This is a genomic window from Streptomyces sp. NPDC003943, assembly GCF_053605265.1.
This window is the reverse complement of the sequence record NZ_JBSGIW010000022.1, coordinates 1-17780: the sequence shown is the minus strand read 5'-3', so window position 1 is coordinate 17780 and position 17780 is coordinate 1. Positions and strand designations below refer to the sequence as shown.

Below are 17780 nucleotides of genomic sequence, written 5' to 3'. Positions count from 1 at the left end.
TCAGACGCCTTCGCTCCGGTACGTCACCCGGCCGTCCACCGTCGTCAGGACCACCGGCACGGCCGGGAGGTCCGTCGCCTCCGTCGTCAGCGGGTCCGCCGCGAGGACCGTCAGGTCGGCCCGGTGGCCCACGGCCACGCGGCCCGCCTCGTGCTCCTCGCCCGCCGCGAACGCCGCGTTGACCGTCATGCCGCGCAGCGCCTCCAGAGGGGTGAGGGCCTGGTCGGGGCCGTGCGGGGGCTGGCTGAGGTCGCGGGTGGGGCGGCGGTGGCGGGCGCCGGCCATGACGCCGAGGGGCGGGAAGGGGGCGATCGGCCAGTCCGAGCCGAGGACGACCGTGGCGCCGGAGTCCCACAGGTCACGGCAGCGCCACGCCCGCGCCGCCCGCTCCTCGCCGAGGCGGCGCGACCAGTTGTCGGTGTGGTCGGCGCGGGTGAAGTCGCAGCAGTGGGTGGGCTGCATGGAGGCGAGGACGCCCAGCCCGGCGAAGCGGTGCAGGGTGTCGTCCGGGACCGTCTCGATGTGCTCGACGCGGTGCCGTACGCGGTGTCCCGCGGAGCCCGTCGCCTTCTCGACCGCGTCGAGCGCGTGACGTACCGCCGCGTCGCCGATCGCATGGGTGGCGGTGGGCACGCCCGCCCGGTGCAGTTCGCCGATGACGTGGGTGTACGCCTCCGGGTCCGGCCAGAACGCGTGGGTGGACTCGCCGTGGCAGTCGGGCCGCTCCAGCCACGCGGTGCCGTTGTCGATCGTCCCGTCCATGAAGAGCTTGACGCCGTCGACGCGCCACAGCGCCCCGCCCCGCCCCTGCTGTTCGACGAGGGCGCGGATGCCGTCGGCGTCGATGCCCGGCTGGCACCAGGGTGCCACGCGCAGCCGGAGCGGAAGGTCACCCGCCGCGTCCAGTTCGGCGAGCAGGTCGAGGCTCTCGCCGTTGGCGTCCATCACGTGCCCGCCGGTGAGGCCCGCCGCCGCCATGGAGCGGAGGGCGCCGGCCAGCCTTTCGCGCTTCTCCGCGCGGCTCGGTCGAGGGGCGACCCGTTCGACCAGCTCGCAGGCCGCGTCCTCCAGGAGCAGCCCCGTCGGGCGGCCCTGCCCGTCGCAGACGATCTCCGCGGACGCCTGGTCGAAGGTGCGGGGCCCGTCGATCCCGGCCAGTTCCAGGGCGCGGTGGCTGGCGAGCGCCGAGTGGGCGTCGAAGAGGAGGAGGAAGGCGGGGACCCCGTCGAGGACCGTGTCGAAGGGGGTGATGCCCACGGGTTCGCCGGCGAAGACGTTCGGGTCGAGGCCCCAGCCGAAGAGCCAGTCCCCGCGGCCGAGTTCCCGTACGGCGTCGGCCAGGGCCTCGCGAACGTCGGCCAGGTCCGTACAGGTCGAGAGGTCGAGGCCGTGCGTCAGCTCGGCGCCGGTGACCGGGTGGAGGTGGCCGTCGACGAGGCCGGCGGTCACCACGGCGCCCTTCAGGTCGACCACCTCGGTCCCGGCGCCGGCCAGGGCGCGGATCTCGCGGTCGTCGCCGAGCGCGGCGATCCGTCCGTTGTCGGACACGGCGAGCGCCGTCTCCGGCAGGAACGTGCCGGTGCCGGGGTCGAGCAGCCGGGCCGAGGACAGGACGAGACGGGTGCGCACGGGGACTCCAGGGGCGTTACGGACAGTGGGGGCGGGTCAGTGGGGCAGCGCGGTCGCCTCGCGGTCCAGGGTGCCCGCCGGCAGGCCCAGTTCGCGTTCGGCCGTCGTCACCGCCATCCGCCGTACCGCCTCCGGCAGTTCGTCGCGGTCGTGGTGCTCGGTGTTCGCGTGGGCGCCCAGGCCGTCGAGGACGACCAGGATCTGGATCGCGGTGACATGCGGGTCCGGCGTCCGGAACTCGCCGCGCGCCACGCCGTCGCGGATCAGCCCTTCGAGCCGTTCGTCGGAGGCGCGTTCCTGTTCGGCGACCCGCTCGCGCAGCACGGGCCGGTAGCGGCTGAGGTGGCGGGCGTTGATCCAGAGGCGGCTGATGTCGTCGTAGGACTCGCCCGAGGACAGCGCGAAGTAGCGCGCCAGGTACTGGGTGGGCGTCCCGTCGGGGCGGTCCGCCGGCAGCAGGGCGTCGAGCTCGCCGGTGGCGGCGGTGCCGAAGGCCTCGGCCACCAGGTTCTCGACCGACGGGAAGTAGTGGCTGATCAGGCCGGGCCGCACGGCGAGCTCGTCGGCGATCCGCCGCAGGGTCACGCACTCCAGGCCCTCGGTGAGGGCCACGGCCGCGGCCGCCTCGACGATCTCCGCGCGGCGGGCCTCGGGGGACTTGCGAACTCGTTTGCGCTGGACGCTTGACGACATGAGGGCGATGCTATTGAGTGTGCGACCAATAAGCAACCAGGTGTGCACGACATGTGTCCGGAGGGCCGAATGGCGTCCAGCGATCCCGCACCCGAATCCCGGCCGTACGAGGTCCCGGGCATCGACGTGCCCTCCCGGATCGAGTCCCACGGCATCGACCACATCCCCGACACCGAGCGCCACGGCCACCCGCGCGAGCTGTTCGCCGTCTGGGCCGCGGTCAACGTCAACTACCTGAGCCTCGTGGTGGGCGGCGCCCTCGTCCTGATGGGACTGAGCCTCGGCCAGGCGCTCGCCGTGATCGTCGTCGGCAATCTGTTCTGGCTGCTCACGGGCGTTCTCGCGATCTCCGGCCCGGCGGCCGGCGCGCCCAGCGAGGTGATCACCCGGGCCATGTTCGGGGTGCGCGGCAACCGCGTGAACAACGCGGTGACCGGCTGGGTGATCTCCGTCTGCTACTTCGCGCTCAATCTGGCGGCCGGCGCCGGCGCCGCGTTCTCCCTGGTCGAGGAGGTGGGCATCCCCGCCTCGACCGGGGTGAAGATCGTCGTCGTGCTCGTCGTCGCCGTGGTCACGCTCGCCATCGGCGTGTACGGGCACGCCCTGATCGTCCGCCTCTACCTGCCGATCACGATCGCCCTCACCGCGGCCTTCGGCATCGTCGCCTACGACGTGCTGCGGCACGCGGACTTCTCCTACGCGCCGGACGTGCCGCTGACCGGCACCGGCCTGTGGGCCGTGCTCCTCGCGGGCGTCACCCTGATCGCGGCGAACCCGCTGTCGTACACCACCAGCGCCGACTTCTCCCGCTACCTGCCCGCGACGAGCTCTCGGAAGGCGGTCCTCGGCTGGACCGCGTTCGGCGGCTTCCTGTCGAGCGTGCTCGTCTGCTCGCTCGGGGCGCTCGCCGCGACCGTCGTCGACATGTCGGATCCGCAGGCCGGTCTGCGGACCATGCTGCCCGGCTGGTTCAGGCCCGTCTTCCTGCTCGCGCTGGTTCTCGGCACCGTCGCGATCAACGCCATGACCGCCTACAGCGCGGGCCTCGCCCTGCAGGCCGTCGGTCTGCGGATCCGCCGCTCGCGCAGCGTCCTCGTCGACGGCACGGTCTCCGTCGCGCTCACCCTCTACGCGCTGTTCGTCTCCGACTTCCTGGACACCGTCAGCAACGTCGTCGAACTCACCGTCGTCCTGCTCGGCCCGGCGATGACCGTGTACGCGGTCGACATCCGGCTGCGCCGCAACCGCTACGACGGCCGGGCGCTGATGGACGAGACCCCGGCCGGGCCCCTCTGGTACGCGGCCGGGGTCAATCCTGCGGGTGCCGTCGCCGTCCTGGTGGGGGCCGGTGCGGCGGCACTGTGCGTCGACACCGCCTACACCGGCCCGGTGGCCCGGCTCGTCGGCGGGATCGATCTGTCCCTGCCGGTCGGCATGGTGCTCGCCGGGGTGCTGTACGCGCTGCTGATGCGCGGCCGGGTCACGACCGGAAGCCGGGTCACGACCGGAAGGTGACCGCCGCCTCCACCAGGCTCCGCATCACCCGCGTGTCCTCGCCCATCTCGGGGTGCCACTGGACGCCGAGGACCCAGGCGGGGGAGGGGAGTTCGATCGCCTCGATCGTGCCGTCGTCCGCGTGGGCCGAGGCGAGGAGGTTCTTGCCGAGGATCTCGACGCTCTGGTGGTGGTAGGTCGGGACCTCGGTCCGCTCGGGGGCGACGGCGGCGTAGCGGGTGCCGGGGACCGGGGTGACCGGGTGGCGGCCCATCACGCCGACCGCCTCCGTGTGGCCGTCGACATGCTGTACGAGGGTGCCGCCGAGGGCCACGTTCAGGAGCTGCAGGCCGCGGCAGATGCCGAGCAGCGGCGTGCCGGCGTCGAGGGCCGCGTCGATCAGGGCGAGCTCCCAGCCGTCCCGGTCCCGGGCCGGCGGGCCGGTACGGGGGTCGGGCTCGGCCCCGTACCGCACCGGCTCCACGTCCGCGCCGCCCGCGATCACCAGGCCGTCGAGCCGGGCCACCGCCTCCGCCGCCGCGGCCGGGTCGTCCGGCGGCAGCAGCACGGCGAGCCCGCCGCTCGCCTGGACCAGGCGCGGGTACGCGGCCGGCAGCAGCGCCGCAGGCAGGTCCCACACCCCCCACTGGGCCTGGTTCAGATAGGTCGTCACGCCGATGAGCGGCTTGGGCACGGAGTCCTCCGGAGTGCGGTGCGGGAGTGACGGGGAAGGGTCAGCGCTCGAGTTCTGCCTCGGCCGCGGCGAGCGCCGCGAACTCCTCCTCGGGCGCCTTCGCCACCAGGTGGTGGCGACTGTAGAACGCGAAGTAGGCGAGGGCGATCACATAGACGGCGAGGGCGATGAACGCCGCGTCCTTGTCCACCAGGAAGGTCGCCACCAGGGCGGAGATGGCGAGCACGAAGGCGACCGACGACGTCACCACGCCGCCGGGCGTGCGGTACGGGCGGGCCAGGCCCGGCTCGCGGCGGCGCAGCACGATGTGGGAGAGCGCCATCAGGGCGTACGAGATGGTCGCGCCGAACACCGCGATGTTCAGCATCCGCGCCCCGTTCCCGGTGCCCGCGGCGAGCGCGAAGCCGATCGCGCCCGGGATCAGCAGGCCGAGGTACGGCGACTTGCGGCGGCTGGTCAGGGACAGGAAGCGCGGCAGGTAGCCCGCCCGGGAGAGCGCGAAGAGCTGGCGCGAGCCCGCGTAGATGAGCGAGAAGAACGAGGCGACCAGGCCCGCGAGACCCGCGTAGTTGACGAAGCGGCTGAGCCCCGTCGGCGCGCCGTCGCCCTGGAGCGCCACCACCAGCGGATTGCCCGCCTCCTGCACGGCCGCGGCGCCGCGCGCCCCGGTCGCCGCGAAGAAGGTCACCACGGCGAGCAGCACCAGGATGCCCATGGAGAGGGAGAGTGCCCGCGGCATCGAGCGCACCGGGTCCTTGGCCTCCTCGGCGGCCAGCGGCACGCCCTCGACGCCGAGGAAGAACCACATGCCGAAGGGGAAGGCGGCCCAGATGCCGAGGAGCCCGAACGGCAGCCAGGAGTTGGATCCGGTGGCCGACCTGTCGACCGGGATGTCGTCGAGGCCCGAGACGTGGAAGTCGCTCAGTGCGCCCAGCGCGAAGACCAGGAGCGCGGCGACGGCGACGGCGGTCACGATCAGGCTGAAGCGCAGCGCCTCGCCCACGCCCCACAGGTGGATGCCGATGAAGAGCGCGAAGCAGACCAGATAGACCGGCCAGCCCGACTCCAGGCCGAACAGGCCGAGGGACTCGACGTAGTCGCCGATGAAGATGGAGATGGCGGCGGGCGCGAGCACGTACTCGATGAGGATGGCGGTGCCGGTGAGGAAGCCGCCCCAGGTGCCGAGCGCGCGCCGGGCGAAGCCGTAGCCGCCGCCCGCCGTGGGCAGGATGGCGGACAGCTCGGCGAGCGAGAAGACCAGACAGGCGTACATGGCGCCCATCAGGACGGTGGCGATGGCGAGGCCGCCGAAGCCGCCCTTGGAGAGGCCGATGTTCCAGCCGGAGTAGTCGCCGGAGACGACGTACGCGACGCCGAGTCCGGTCAGGAGCAGCCAGCCCGCGCTGCCGCGGCGCAGGGTCCGGCGCTCCAGATAGTCGTCACTGGTGTTTCCTGTGGTGCTGGTGGTGCCTGTGGTGCTTGAGGTGTCTTCCAGCGTCATGGCAGCGTCAGCTCCCCGCAACGGGCCCAATGGATTGGTGCCATACCTTTGCGTCGTCGGGGTGGGCGGCGCAAGACCCGCGCGTTACGTTCCGGTTACGTGAGGAAGCCGCGAAGGAGTGCCGCCGTGCCCGCGCAGTGCTCCCGCATCACCTCGCGCGCCGCGTCCGCGTCGCCCTCCAGGACCGCTTCGACCAGGGCCTCGTGCTGGTGCTGGGAGTGCTCCAGATTGCGCACGAGCAGCGGGATGCAGTCGAGCAGGTCGTTCACCGTTGCCCGGACGGCCGCGTACTGCGCGGTCAGCGTCGGCGACCCGGACAGCTCGGCGAGCGTCAGGTGCAGCAGCGTGTCCTGCCGCCGGTAGTCCGCGAGCTGCGCGTCGTGCGTCGCCGCGAGCGCCGCCCGCAGCCGCTCGGCGCCCTCCTCGTCCAGGCCGTGCGCGGCGCAGAGTCCGGCCGCGCCCACCTCCAGGACCTCGCGGAAGCGCAGCGTGTCCTCCACGTCGACCGCCGCTATCCGGCGCCGCAGCTCCGCCTCGTCCGCGGTCTGCGGGCGCCGCAGCACGAACGTGCCGCCGTACCGCCCGCGCCGGCTCTCCACCAGGCCCTGCTCCTGGAGGACCTTCAGGACCTCGCGCAGGGTGACCCGGCTGATCCCCATCCGGTCCGCGAGCTCGCGCTCGGCCGGCAGCCGCTCGCCGCCCGGCACCAGTCCGAGCCGTACGACCTGGAGGATCTGCTCCAGCGCCTCCTCGAAGCCGTTGCCCGCCCGGACCGGCCGCAGCACGGGCGTCAGCCGGTCCGCCGGTTCACTCGTACTGGCCACGTTGTCGTTTCCCCTTCCCAAGCAATGGTCTTTCGCAATACCTTATGGCTCCCGGCACGCCGAAGGAGGAGTAATCCCGTGGCAGACCGCACACCCCCGCTCACCGTTGACGAGCTCCGCTCGCTCGTCGCGAGCGGCGAGATCGACACCGTCGTCCTGGCCTTCCCCGACATGCAGGGACGACTCCAGGGCAAGCGGTTCGCCGCCCCCTTCTTCCTGGACGACGTCCTCGACCACGGCACCGAGGGCTGCAACTATCTTCTGGCCGTCGACACCGAGATGAACACCGTCGACGGCTACGAGATGTCCTCGTGGGACCGCGGCTACGGCGACTTCGCCATGCACCCCGACCTCAGCACCCTGCGCCGCGTCCCCTGGAACGAGGGCACCGCCATGCTGATGGCCGACCTCGCCTGGGCCGACGGCAGCCCCGTCGTCGCCGCCCCCCGCCAGATCCTGCGCCGCCAGCTCGACCGGCTCGCCGCCCTCGGCCTCACCGCCCACGTCGGCACCGAGCTGGAGTTCATCGTCTTCAAGGACACCTACGAGCAGGCCTGGGACGCCCACTACCGGGACCTGACCCCGGCCAACCAGTACAACATCGACTACTCGGTGCTCGGCACCGGGCGCATCGAGCCGCTGCTGCGCCGCATCCGCAACGAGATGGCCGGCGCCGGCCTCACCGTCGAGTCCGCCAAGGGCGAGTGCAACCCCGGCCAGCACGAGATCGCCTTCAAGTACGCCGAGGCCCTCGTCACCTGCGACCAGCACGCCGTGTACAAGACCGGCGCCAAGGAGATCGCCGCCCAGGAGGGCTGCTCGCTCACCTTCATGGCGAAGTACAACGAGCGCGAGGGCAACTCCTGTCACATCCACCTCTCGCTGCAGAACGCCGACGGCGTGAACGTGATGGCGGGCGAGGGACCGGGGGGCATGTCCGAGACCATGCGGCACTTCCTCGCCGGACAGCTCGCCGCCCTCAGGGACTTCTCGCTGCTCTACGCGCCCAACATCAACTCGTACAAGCGGTTCCAGCCCGGCTCCTTCGCCCCCACGGCCGTCGCCTGGGGCCCCGACAACCGGACCTGCGCGCTGCGGATCGTCGGCCACGGGCGCTCCACCCGCTTCGAGAACCGCGTCCCGGGCGGCGACGTCAACCCGTACCTCGCCGTCGCCGGACTGATCGCCGCCGGCCTGTACGGCATCGAGCAGCGCCTCGAACTCCCGCCCGCCTGCACCGGCAACGCCTACACCGCCGACTACGAGCACGTCCCCACCACGCTCCGCGAGGCCGCCGAACTCTGGGAGAACAGCGAGATCGCCAAGGCCGCCTTCGGCCCCGAGGTCGTCGCCCACTACCGCAACATGGCGCGCGTCGAACTCGACGCGTACGACGCCGCCGTCACCGACTGGGAACTGCGCCGCTCCTTCGAACGCATGTGAGGAACGACTTGCCGCACGAACTGCACGTCCTGAACCCGGCGACCGAGGAGGTCGTCGCCACCGTCCCCGCCGCCACCCCGGCGGACGTCGACGCCGCCGTCGTACGGGCCACGGCCGCCCAGCGGTCCTGGGCCGCCGTCGCGCCCGCCGACCGGGCCCGCGCACTGCGCCGCTTCGCCGCCGTCGTCGACGCCCACACCGAGGAACTCGCCCTCCTGGAGGTCCGCGAGGCCGGCCACACTATCGGCAACGCCCGCTGGGAGGCCGGCAACGTCCGCGACCTGCTCGACTACGCGGCCGGCGGAGTCGAACGCCTCAACGGGCGGCAGATCCCCGTCCCCGGCGGCCTCGACCTCACCATCCTCGAACCGCTCGGCGTCGTCGGCGTCATCGCGCCCTGGAACTTCCCCATGCCGATCGCCGCCTGGGCCACCGCCCCCGCGCTCGCCGCCGGCAACGCCGTCATCCTCAAGCCCGCCGAGACCACCCCGCTCACCGCCCTCCGGCTCGCCGAGCTCGCCCTCGAGGCCGGACTGCCCGAGCACCTCTTCCAGGTGCTCCCCGGCGAGGGCCCGGTCGCCGGCACCGCCCTCGTCGAACACCCCGGCGTCGCCAAGGTCGTCTTCACCGGCTCCACCCGGGTCGGCAAGGAGATCATGGCCAGGGCCGCCGGGCAGGTGAAGCGCGTCACCCTCGAACTCGGTGGCAAGAGCCCCAACATCGTCTACGCCGACGCGGACCTGGACGCGGCGGCCGCCGCCGCCCCGATGTCCTTCCTCGACAACAGCGGCCAGGACTGCTGCGCCCGCACCCGCATCCTGGTGCAGCGCTCCGTCTACGACCGCTTCCTGACGCTGCTCGCCCCCGCCATCGAGGAGATCGTCGTCGGCGACCCCCTCGACGAGCGCACCCAGATGGGCCCGCTCATCTCCCGCGCCCAGCTCGACCGGGTCCGCTCCTACGTCACCGACGACCTGCCCGCCATCCGCGGCAAGGCCCCCGAAGGCCCCGGCTTCTGGTTCCCGCCGACCCTGCTCACCGGAGTCGCGGAGGACGCGCCCTGCGCCGTCGAGGAGGTCTTCGGGCCGGTGGCGGTCGTGCTGCCCTTCGACGACGAGGCCGACGCCGTACGGCTCGCCAACGCCACCCCGTACGGCCTGTCGGGCTCCATCTGGACCCGCGACATCGGCCGCGCCCTGCGCACCTCCCGTGCCGTCCGGGCCGGCAACCTCTCCGTCAACTCCCACTCCAGCGTCCGCTACTGGACCCCGTTCGGCGGCTTCGGCCAGTCCGGACTCGGCCGCGAACTCGGCCCGGACGCCCTGACCGCCTTCACCGAAACCAAGAACGTCTTCATCAGCACGGAGGCCTGAGCACCATGACCGAAACCGACATCGTCTGCCGCCGGCTCGTCGGCCGCACCGCCGTCATCACCGGCGCCGGCAGCGGCATCGGCCTCGCCACCGCCCGCCGACTCGCCTCCGAGGGCGCGAACGTGGTCTGCGGCGACATCGACGAGCGGGCCGGCAAGGCCGCCGCCGAGGAGGTCGGCGGCACCTTCGTGAAGGTCGACGTCACCGACCCCGAGGAGGTCGAGAACCTCTTCAAGGTCGCCTTCGACACCTACGGCTCCGTCGACATCGCCTTCAACAACGCCGGCATCTCGCCGCCCGACGACGACTCCATCCTGGAGACCGGCCTCGAAGCCTGGAAGCGCGTCCAGGACGTCAACCTCACCTCGGTCTACCTGTGCTGCAAGGCCGCCCTGCCGTACATGCGGCGCCAGGGCAAGGGCTCCATCATCAACACCGCCTCCTTCGTCGCCATCATGGGCGCGGCCACCAGCCAGATCTCCTACACCGCCTCCAAGGGCGGCGTGCTCGCCATGTCCCGCGAGCTCGGCGTCCAGTTCGCCCGCGAGGGCATCCGCGTCAACGCCCTGTGCCCGGGGCCGGTCAACACCCCGCTGCTCCAGGAGCTGTTCGCCAAGGACCCGGAGCGCGCCGCGCGCCGCCTGGTGCACATCCCGGTCGGCCGGTTCGCCGAGGCCGAGGAGATCGCCGCCGCGGTCGCCTTCCTCGCCAGCGACGACTCCTCCTTCATCAACGCCACCGACTTCCTCGTCGACGGCGGCATCTCCGGCGCGTACGTGACCCCGCTCTAGTCCCGGGCGTTCACCCCGCCTCCATCCCCCCGACAGCCGGGCGTCGCAAGGCGCCCGGCTGTTCTGCGTACAAGCAGGAGCGTGATCATGAACAGCAAGCTGCGCATGTCCGCCGCGACGGCGGCCCTGGCCCTCGCCACGACCGGCCTGACCGGCCTGACCACCACGGCGAGCGCCCACACCACCGCCCCCACGACCGCCTGCCCCACGCTCAAGGTCTCCGCAGGCTGGTACGGCGACAACAAGGCCCGCATCGAGCGCCTGATCGCCGACCACTGCCAGGACAAGGGGGCGAAGGGCGACAAGGGACGCAAGCCCGTCGCCGTCTTCGACTGGGACAACACCGTCATCAAGAACGACGTCGGCGACGCCACCCTCTACTGGCTGCTCCGCAACGACCGCATCAAGCCCCCGCGCCACGGGGACTGGACCACCACCAGCCGCTGGCTCACCCCCGAGGCCGCCACCGCCCTCGCCGCGGCCTGCCCCACCGGCGCCCGCACCCTCCCCACCGCCACCGACGCCGGTTGCGCCGACGAGATCCTCGCCGTGTACGGCAAGGGCGCGACCACCGGCGGCAAGGCCGCGTTCGCCGGCTACGACCACCGCCGCACCGAGCCCGCGTACGCCTGGCTCGCCCAGCTCCTGCACGGCTGGACCACCCGGCAGGTGCGCTCCTTCGCGGCCGCCGCCCGCGCCGAGAACCTCGCCGCCCCGCAGGGCGCCACCCAGCAGGTCGGCTCGGCCCAGGTCACCGGCTGGGTGCGCTACTACGACCAGCAGCGCGACCTCATCCGCGCCCTGCGGGACGGCGGCTTCGACGTCTGGATCGTCTCCGCCTCGCCCGAACCCGTCGTCGACGTCTGGGCCGAGGGCGTCGGCATCAGCCCCTCGCACGCCGTCGGCATCCGCAACACCACCGAGGACGGCCGCCTCACCTCCCACCTCAAGGGCTGCGGCACGGTCCGCGACGGCGAGGACGCGATGATCACCTACATCGACGGCAAGCGCTGCTGGATCAACCAGGAGATCCTCGGCGTCCACGGCCCCGCCGCCGAACGCGTCCAGCCGGCCGCCCGCCGCCAGGTCTTCGCCGCCGGCGACTCCGACACCGACGTCTCCTTCCTCCGCGACGCCACCGGCCTCCGCCTGGTGCTCAACCGCAACAAGAACGAGCTGATGTGCCGGGCCTACGACGACGCCGACGGACGCTGGCTCGTCAACCCCATGTTCATCGAGCCCAAGAAGCAGAAGACGACCCCGTACCCCTGCGCCACCACCGGCTACACCTCGGGCGACGGCACGCCCGAGCCGGTCCGCCGCGGCGACGGCAGCGTCGTACCGGACCAGCAGGACACCGTCTTCTAGCAGCGCCTACAGAAACGTCCGGCCCTCGCCCCGGTACGTCGGGACGGCGGCCGCGACCCGGTCGCCGTCCACCAGGTGCAGCGTGTCGAAACGCTCGCACAGCTCCCCGGCCTTCGCGTGGCGGAACCACACCTTGTCGCCGATGCGGAGGTCGTCGGCGGGGGAGCCGAGCAGTGGCGTCTGCACCTCGCCCGGACCCTCCCGAGGGTCGTAGCGCAGCCCCTCCGGGAGGTACGGGACCGGGAGCCGGTCCCGGCCCGCGACGCCCGAGGCGGGGTAGCCGCCGCCGAGGACCGTGACCACGCCGACGCCCGGGCGGCGCACCACCGGCTGCGCGAAGAGGGCCGCAGGACGGCCGGCGAAGGACGTGTAGTCGTCGAAGAGGCGCGGCTGGAAGAGGCCCGAGCCCGCCGCGATCTCCGTCACCGCGTCCTCGGCCGCCGTGTGCTGCACGCTGCCCGTGCCGCCGCCGTTCACGAACTCCAGGTCCGGCGCCACCGCCCGGACCGCGCGCACCACCGCCGCCCGGCGCGCCGCCAGCTCCCGGCGGGCCGCCGCCTGCATCAGCCGGACCGCCCGCGACCGCACCGGCCGCCCCGCGACCGCGTCCCCGACGCCCGCCACGTGCCCCTCGTACGCCATCAGCCCGACCAGCCGGAACCCCGGCCGCCGCACCACCGACCGCGCCAGCTCCGCGAGCTCCGCCGGCTCCCGCAGCGGCGAACGCCGCGGCCCGAACCGCACCCGGCCGCCGAGCAGGTGCAGCGAGGTGTCCATCTCCAGACAGACCCGGATCTCCTCCGTGCCCCCGGCCCGCGACGCCTCGACCAGATCCAGCTGCGCCACGTCGTCGACCATCAGCGTCACGGCCGCGGCCAGTTTCGGGTCGCCCGCGAGCTCCGCGAACCCGGACCGGTCCGCCGACGGATACGCGAGCAGCACGTCCTCGAAGCCGGACCGCGCCAGCCACAGCGACTCCGCCAGCGTGAACGACATCACCCCCGCGAAGCCGTCCTTCGCCAGCACCCGCTCCAGGAGCGCCCGGCTCCGCACCGACTTGCTCGCGACCCGGACCGGCTTCCCGCCCGCCCGGCGCACCAGATCCTCGGCGTTCGCGTCGAACGCCGCCAGATCGACGATCGCGACGGGCGCGTCGAGATGCGCGGTGGCCCGGTCGTACCGGGCCCGGTCGGTGGCACGAGGAGTCATGGCCCGAGCCTGCCAGACCGGTGTGCACGGGGGTAGCCCCCGGCTTACGGCCTGGTTCCCGCCCGGTTTCCGCCCGGTTCCCGCGCTGCCGGGAACAGCCCGTAGAGTGACGCCGATTGCTTTCGCGGAACGACCAGGGGGACGGGGATGAGCACCGAGCCACAGCGCCCCGCGCCCACCTCCCGCATCACGGAGGCCCTGCTTCCGCCGGAGCCGGCACCCGCCGACGCGCGCCTGCTGCCCGCCCGCCACGAGCGCCGGCCCGCGCAGCCGCTGCCGCCCGAGCAGCCGCCCCCGGCCGCCGAGCGCCCGACGGAGACCACGACACGGCTCCGACCCGTGCAGGACGCCAAGCCCACCGAGACGACGACGCAGCTCCGGGCCGTACGACATCCCCGGCAGCCCCACGTGCCCGGCTCGGCGTCGACCACCGGGTCCGGCCCTGCTTCCGCGTCCGAGACCTCCGGCCCCGGGCCCGCGTCCGTTTTCGGGTCGGCGTCGGGCTCTGCGTCCGCGTCCGCTCTCGCGTCCGGCCCGGCGCCCGCCCCTCTTCCCGGCTCGGCCCCCGCCTCCACCCCCGCCCCCGTCTACGACGCCTGGGCTCTCGGCGCCCCCGGGGTCGCGGCCACCGTCCCGCCCCGCCCCATACGCGGCACCGGCCGGGTCGTGGCCGCGGCCGCCTGTGCCGTGCTCGCGCTCGGGCTGGTCGGCGGGGCGGTCGCCGGTGCGCTGCTCGCCGGGAGCGGGGTCGGCGAGAGCGACGAGCCGGCCGGTTACGAAGCCACGCGGGCGCTGTGGCACGACGCGCCGGTGGACACGCTCTTCCCGCGCACGCTCCCCGGCCCCTCGGCCGGGCCCGGCGGCGCGACCCGCACCTGGACGCGGATCGTCGTCGCGCCCGACGCGCCGTGCACGCCGGCCACGCTGCCCAAGGCCCTGAACACCGCGCTGACGCCCATCGGCTGCGAGCGCGTGCTGCGCGCCACCTACACCGACGCGACGGCCTCCCACGTCACCACCGTCGCCCTGGTCTTCACCCAGGCAGACCAGGCCACCATGCGCACCCTGGGCTCCCGCGCGGACGACGAGCTGCCGCCCGCGCTCGCCGGACCCGGCACGGTCGCCGACGGGTTCGGCGCCGCCCAGCGGGCCAGCTGGTGGCGGCACATCCTGCCGGACCTGCCGGTCGTCGTGACCGCGGTGTCCGGCTTCGCCGACGGCCGCGCGGTCGACGAGCCCGAGCCGGCCGACAGGGCGATGACGCCCAAGCGCACCACGGCAGTCGCCCAGGCGGGCCTCGGCCACGAGGCGAAGGGCGTCGCCGACGCGGTGGAGCGGGCCCTGCGCCGTACCGTCGTGAAGACCGTCGAGGAGGACGAGCGGTGACCTCGCGCCGTACCGCCACCACTGCCGCCGCCGCCCTGCTCGCCGCCGCCTTCGCGGTCCTCCCGGCGGCGGCCACGCCCGCCTGCGCCGACACCATCCGCGCCCGCCAGTGGGGCCTGGACGCCCTGCACACGAGCCGGGCCTGGCAGACGACCCGCGGCGCGGGCATCACCGTCGCCGTCCTCGACACCGGCGTGGACGGCACCCACCCCGACCTCGCCGGCTCCGTCCTGCCCGGCACCGACCTCGTCGGCTTCGGCGCCTCCCGCGGCGACCGCGCCTGGGCCCGGCACGGCACCGCGATGGCCGGCATCATCGCAGGTCACGGCCATGGGCCCGGCGGTCAGGACGGTGTGCTCGGGGTCGCGCCGAAGGTACGGATCCTGCCGGTGCGGGTGATCCTCGAAGGCACCGACAAGCAGCGCGACAAGGCCCGCAAGACCCGCGGCACCGCCCTCGCCGAGGGCATCCGCTGGGCCGCCGACCACGGCGCCGACGTCATCAACATGTCCCTCGGCGACGACTCCGAGTCCGCCCACCCGGACGCGGGCGAGGACGCCGCCGTCCAGTACGCCCTGGCCAAGGGCGTCTCCGTCGTCGCCTCCGCCGGCAACGGCGGCGAGAAGGGCGACCACATCTCCTTCCCGGCCGCCTACCCCGGCGTCATCGCCGTCGCCGCCGTCGACCGCTACGGCACCCACGCCGCCTTCTCCACCAGCCGCTGGTACGCCACGGTGTCCGCGCCCGGCGTCGACATCGTCATCGCCGACCCCGACCGCCGCTACTACGAGGGCTGGGGCACCAGCGCCGCCGCCGCGTTCGTCTCCGGCGCCGTCGCCCTGGTCCGCTCCGCGCACCCCGACCTGACCCCGGCGCAGGTCAAGAACCTCCTCGTCGACACCGCGCGGAGCCGCCCCAAGGACGGCCGCAGCGACGAGAAGGGATACGGCACGGTCGACCCGGCCGCCGCGATCGAGGCGGCCGGCTCGCTGAAGGGCGCCGACGCCAAGGCGGCCGTCGCGGGCTACCAGGGCCGGTACTTCGGGCCCGGCCCGCAGCCCGACGCCGAGGACTCCCGCCCCATCGGCCTCCTCGCACCCCTCGCCGGCGGCGTCGGCGTGCTCTTCCTGGCCGCCGCCGTCACGCTGTGGCGGGGCGGCCGGGCCCCTCGCTGAACAGGGCCGATCGGCCCGGGGCCAGTGGCCGGACCGCGGACCGTTAGGCTCGGGGCGTGGCGCTCAAGAACATCCCCGACCCCGGTTTCTCCGACGACGACGGCACCGCCGACCCGCGGCTCGCCGCGGCCCTGGCGGCCTGGGCGGAGGACCGGACCGCCCACGGGCCCGTCCTCGCCGCCCTCAAGGACGCGCGGCTGCTCGTGCCCGTCGTCGCCATGCTCGGCGAGGTCGAGGTCGACCCCGTGACGGGGCTCAAGCAGGAGAAGACCAGCGACATGGCGGTGCCCACGCTCACCGCGGGTGACCGGCGGGCGCTGCCGGCCTTCACCTCGATCGCCTCGCTCGCCCTCTGGGACCCGGCCGCCCGGCCCGTCGCCGTCCCGCTGCACCAGGCGCTCGCCGCCCTCGTCCACGAGAAGGCCGACACGCTGCTCCTGGACCTGGCGGGCCCGGTGCCGTACCAGGTGACCGGTTCCGCCCTGCTCGCCCTCGCCGAGGGCCGCACGAGCACGGACCCGCTGGACGACCCGGCGGTACGGGACGCGGTCCGCGCCGCGCTCGCCGCCGAGCCCGCCGTCCTCCGCGCCCACCTGGGCCCGGGCAGCGCCGACGGCACCCTCGCCCTGGTCCTCGCCGAGGACGCGCCCGCCGCCGAGGCGGCCCAGCACGTGGCCCGCGCGCTCGCCGCCGACGAAACACTGAGGGCCCGCCTGGTGCGCGGCCTCGACCTGGCACTGCTGCCGGCCTCGGCCACGCCTCCGGGCGAGCCCTTCTACGTAAAGAACTGACCTGCCGAACCCCTAGCCGTAAACCGGCCCGGTGTACTTCTCGCCCGGGCCCTGGCCCGGCTCGTCCGGGACGAAGGACGCCTCGCGGAAGGCGAGCTGGAGGGACTTCAGGCCGTCCCGCAGCGGGGCCGCGTGGAAGGACGAGATCTCCGTCGCGCCGGCGTCGAGCAGACCGGCGAGGGCGTGGATCAGCTTGCGGGCCTCGTCGAGGTCCTTGTGGTCGTCGCCCTCCTCGGTGAGCCCGAGCTTCACCGCGGCGGCGCTCATCAGGTTGACGGCGACCGTGACGATCACCTCGACCGCCGGGACCTCGGCGATGTCGCGGGTCATGGCCGCGAAGTCAGGGCTGTCGGGGGAGTCAGTGGACTCGTGCTGGGGCGTCTCGCTCATGCCCACACGATAAGCGGACCGGCGCCCGGACCCGCTCGCCCCGTCCCCGTTCGCGTACGCGCCCGGGTCCTGCTAACCTTGTGTGACGACCGGCCGAGCACGTCCGTGCACGGCCCACAAGTGGAGGCTCCGACTTCCCACCTGGCCGCTCTCACGGGCGGCGGGTCACCGGTCAGGCGGTCCCCATCGTTCCGTACGGACGATGGAGCCGTCCGAATGTGCGCCCCGCGGCTGGCCGCGGCGGTGCTCCGGTTTCATGGAGCCCCGCCTGTGTCCCGTCCCGGGGCATTTTTCGTGCACCGGCTCGGTTGGTCCCGACAGTTCTACCGTGACGTGCCCGTCCGCCCGGCGGTCGCGTGGTGCTACCGAGGAGGATCCATCAGCGCCGAGCCCCGCATCAACGAGCGGATTCGCGTTCCCGAGGTGCGTCTTGTCGGCCCCAGCGGCGAGCAGGTTGGCATTGTGCCGCTTGCCAAGGCCCTGGAGCTCGCGCAGGAGTACGACCTCGATCTTGTCGAGGTCGCGGCTAACGCCCGTCCGCCCGTGTGCAAGCTCATGGACTACGGGAAGTTCAAGTACGAGTCGGCCATGAAGGCCCGTGAGGCGCGCAAGAACCAGGCGCACACGGTCATCAAGGAGATGAAGCTCCGGCCGAAGATCGACCCGCACGACTACGACACCAAGAAGGGTCACGTCGTCCGGTTCCTGAAGCAGGGTGACAAGGTCAAGATCACGATCATGTTCCGTGGTCGTGAGCAGTCCCGCCCTGAGCTCGGCTACCGGCTGCTGCAGCGTCTCGCGGAGGACGTTCAGGAGCTCGGCTTCATCGAGTCCAACCCGAAGCAGGACGGCCGGAACATGATCATGGTTCTGGGTCCGCACAAGAAGAAGACCGAGGCCATGGCCGAGGCCCGTGAGGCCCAGGCCGCGCGCAAGGCCGAGCGTCAGGGTGTCGCGCCCGCGGCCGCTCCGGCCGACGAGCAGGCTTCGGTCGAGGAGCAGGCTTCGGCCGACGCGTC

16 protein-coding genes are annotated in these 17780 nt (G+C 73.3%); 9 read left to right on the top strand and 7 right to left on the bottom strand.

All coding sequences use genetic code 11. The features are described 5' to 3' along the window. Window positions 1-1629: an amidohydrolase gene (locus tag ACWEV0_RS12255; protein WP_453148855.1), complete on the bottom strand. Its 1629-nt coding sequence runs from the start codon at window positions 1627-1629 to the stop codon at window positions 1-3. Between the two features lie 36 nt (window positions 1630-1665). Next, a complete protein-coding gene (locus tag ACWEV0_RS12250; protein WP_453148853.1) occupies window positions 1666-2322 on the bottom strand; it encodes a TetR/AcrR family transcriptional regulator in 657 nt (218 codons plus the stop codon). A 69-nt stretch (window positions 2323-2391) separates the two neighbouring features. On the opposite strand from ACWEV0_RS12250, the gene ACWEV0_RS12245 reads away from it, so the two are divergent. Then, entirely contained in the window at window positions 2392-3837 is a 1446-nt protein-coding gene (locus ACWEV0_RS12245; RefSeq protein WP_453148851.1) for a purine-cytosine permease family protein, read from the top strand. Here ACWEV0_RS12245 and ACWEV0_RS12240 read toward each other — a convergent pair. The 3 genes from ACWEV0_RS12240 to ACWEV0_RS12230 all read right to left on the bottom strand — a co-directional run bounded on the left by ACWEV0_RS12240 (window position 3821) and on the right by ACWEV0_RS12230 (window position 6835). Beyond that, window positions 3821-4510 carry a gamma-glutamyl-gamma-aminobutyrate hydrolase family protein gene (locus ACWEV0_RS12240; RefSeq protein WP_453148849.1) on the bottom strand — a complete coding sequence of 230 codons (690 nt, stop codon included), beginning with the start codon at window positions 4508-4510 and terminating at the stop codon, window positions 3821-3823. The genes ACWEV0_RS12245 and ACWEV0_RS12240 overlap by 17 nt on opposite strands. A 40-nt stretch (window positions 4511-4550) precedes the next feature. Continuing rightward, the gene (eat, locus tag ACWEV0_RS12235) at window positions 4551-6011 is read right to left on the bottom strand and encodes an ethanolamine permease (protein WP_453148847.1); all 1461 of its coding nucleotides are present in this window, start codon (window positions 6009-6011) and stop codon (window positions 4551-4553) included. A 95-nt stretch (window positions 6012-6106) separates the two neighbouring features. Beyond that, window positions 6107-6835, bottom strand: a complete 729-nt coding sequence (locus ACWEV0_RS12230; RefSeq protein ID WP_453148845.1) for a FadR/GntR family transcriptional regulator — start codon at window positions 6833-6835, stop codon at window positions 6107-6109. A gap of 78 nt (window positions 6836-6913) precedes the next feature. On the opposite strand from ACWEV0_RS12230, the gene ACWEV0_RS12225 reads away from it, so the two are divergent. From ACWEV0_RS12225 to ACWEV0_RS12210, 4 genes are all read left to right on the top strand, one after another. Continuing rightward, window positions 6914-8278, top strand: coding sequence for a glutamine synthetase family protein (locus tag ACWEV0_RS12225; protein ID WP_451606102.1), 1365 nt, complete (start codon window positions 6914-6916; stop codon window positions 8276-8278). An 8-nt stretch (window positions 8279-8286) separates the two neighbouring features. Continuing rightward, the gene (locus ACWEV0_RS12220; RefSeq protein WP_453148843.1) at window positions 8287-9651 is read left to right on the top strand and encodes an aldehyde dehydrogenase family protein; all 1365 of its coding nucleotides are present in this window, start codon (window positions 8287-8289) and stop codon (window positions 9649-9651) included. Window positions 9652-9656: 5 nt separating this feature from the next. Further along, entirely contained in the window at window positions 9657-10442 is a 786-nt protein-coding gene (locus ACWEV0_RS12215) for a 3-oxoacyl-ACP reductase (RefSeq protein WP_453148841.1), read from the top strand. A gap of 87 nt (window positions 10443-10529) precedes the next feature. Next, window positions 10530-11810 carry an HAD family hydrolase gene (locus tag ACWEV0_RS12210; protein ID WP_453148839.1) on the top strand — a complete coding sequence of 427 codons (1281 nt, stop codon included), beginning with the start codon at window positions 10530-10532 and terminating at the stop codon, window positions 11808-11810. A 6-nt stretch (window positions 11811-11816) separates the two neighbouring features. Here the strand turns inward: ACWEV0_RS12210 and ACWEV0_RS12205 are convergent, their stop codons facing one another. After that, the gene (locus ACWEV0_RS12205; protein WP_453148837.1) at window positions 11817-13019 is read right to left on the bottom strand and encodes an amino acid deaminase/aldolase; all 1203 of its coding nucleotides are present in this window, start codon (window positions 13017-13019) and stop codon (window positions 11817-11819) included. 147 nt (window positions 13020-13166) lie between these two features. Between ACWEV0_RS12205 and ACWEV0_RS12200 the strand changes: the two genes are divergently transcribed. From ACWEV0_RS12200 to ACWEV0_RS12190, 3 genes are read left to right on the top strand one after another with little or no spacing between them, the layout of a single operon-like run. Further along, window positions 13167-14405, top strand: a complete 1239-nt coding sequence (locus tag ACWEV0_RS12200; protein ID WP_453148835.1) for a hypothetical protein — start codon at window positions 13167-13169, stop codon at window positions 14403-14405. Then, entirely contained in the window at window positions 14402-15580 is a 1179-nt protein-coding gene (gene mycP / locus ACWEV0_RS12195) for a type VII secretion-associated serine protease mycosin (RefSeq protein ID WP_453148833.1), read from the top strand. Before ACWEV0_RS12200 ends, mycP begins: the two co-directional genes overlap by 4 nt. 56 nt (window positions 15581-15636) lie before the next feature. Then, a complete protein-coding gene (locus tag ACWEV0_RS12190) occupies window positions 15637-16371 on the top strand; it encodes an SseB family protein (protein ID WP_453148831.1) in 735 nt (244 codons plus the stop codon). Between the two features lie 12 nt (window positions 16372-16383). On the opposite strand, the gene ACWEV0_RS12185 is transcribed toward ACWEV0_RS12190, so the two are convergent. Then, the gene (locus ACWEV0_RS12185; RefSeq protein WP_389212729.1) at window positions 16384-16761 is read right to left on the bottom strand and encodes a DUF1844 domain-containing protein; all 378 of its coding nucleotides are present in this window, start codon (window positions 16759-16761) and stop codon (window positions 16384-16386) included. A 333-nt stretch (window positions 16762-17094) separates the two neighbouring features. Between ACWEV0_RS12185 and infC the strand changes: the two genes are divergently transcribed. Further along, window positions 17095-17780, top strand: a 686-nt coding sequence (gene infC / locus ACWEV0_RS12180; RefSeq protein ID WP_453148931.1) for a translation initiation factor IF-3, incomplete at its 3' end; no start/stop codon positions are given.

Excerpts from the sequence above, each read along its gene's own strand:
- ACWEV0_RS12250 (WP_453148853.1), bottom strand. The coding sequence starts at position 2,322 with ATGTCGTCAAGCGTCCAGCGCAAACGAGTTCGCAAGTCCCCCGAGGCC.
- ACWEV0_RS12245 (WP_453148851.1), top strand. The coding sequence starts at position 2,392 with ATGGCGTCCAGCGATCCCGCACCCGAATCCCGGCCGTACGAGGTCCCG.
- eat (WP_453148847.1), bottom strand. The coding sequence starts at position 6,011 with ATGACGCTGGAAGACACCTCAAGCACCACAGGCACCACCAGCACCACA.
- ACWEV0_RS12215 (WP_453148841.1), top strand. The coding sequence starts at position 9,657 with ATGACCGAAACCGACATCGTCTGCCGCCGGCTCGTCGGCCGCACCGCC.
- ACWEV0_RS12210 (WP_453148839.1), top strand. The coding sequence starts at position 10,530 with ATGAACAGCAAGCTGCGCATGTCCGCCGCGACGGCGGCCCTGGCCCTC.
- ACWEV0_RS12205 (WP_453148837.1), bottom strand. The coding sequence starts at position 13,019 with ATGACTCCTCGTGCCACCGACCGGGCCCGGTACGACCGGGCCACCGCG.
- ACWEV0_RS12200 (WP_453148835.1), top strand. The coding sequence starts at position 13,167 with ATGAGCACCGAGCCACAGCGCCCCGCGCCCACCTCCCGCATCACGGAG.
- ACWEV0_RS12185 (WP_389212729.1), bottom strand. The coding sequence starts at position 16,761 with ATGAGCGAGACGCCCCAGCACGAGTCCACTGACTCCCCCGACAGCCCT.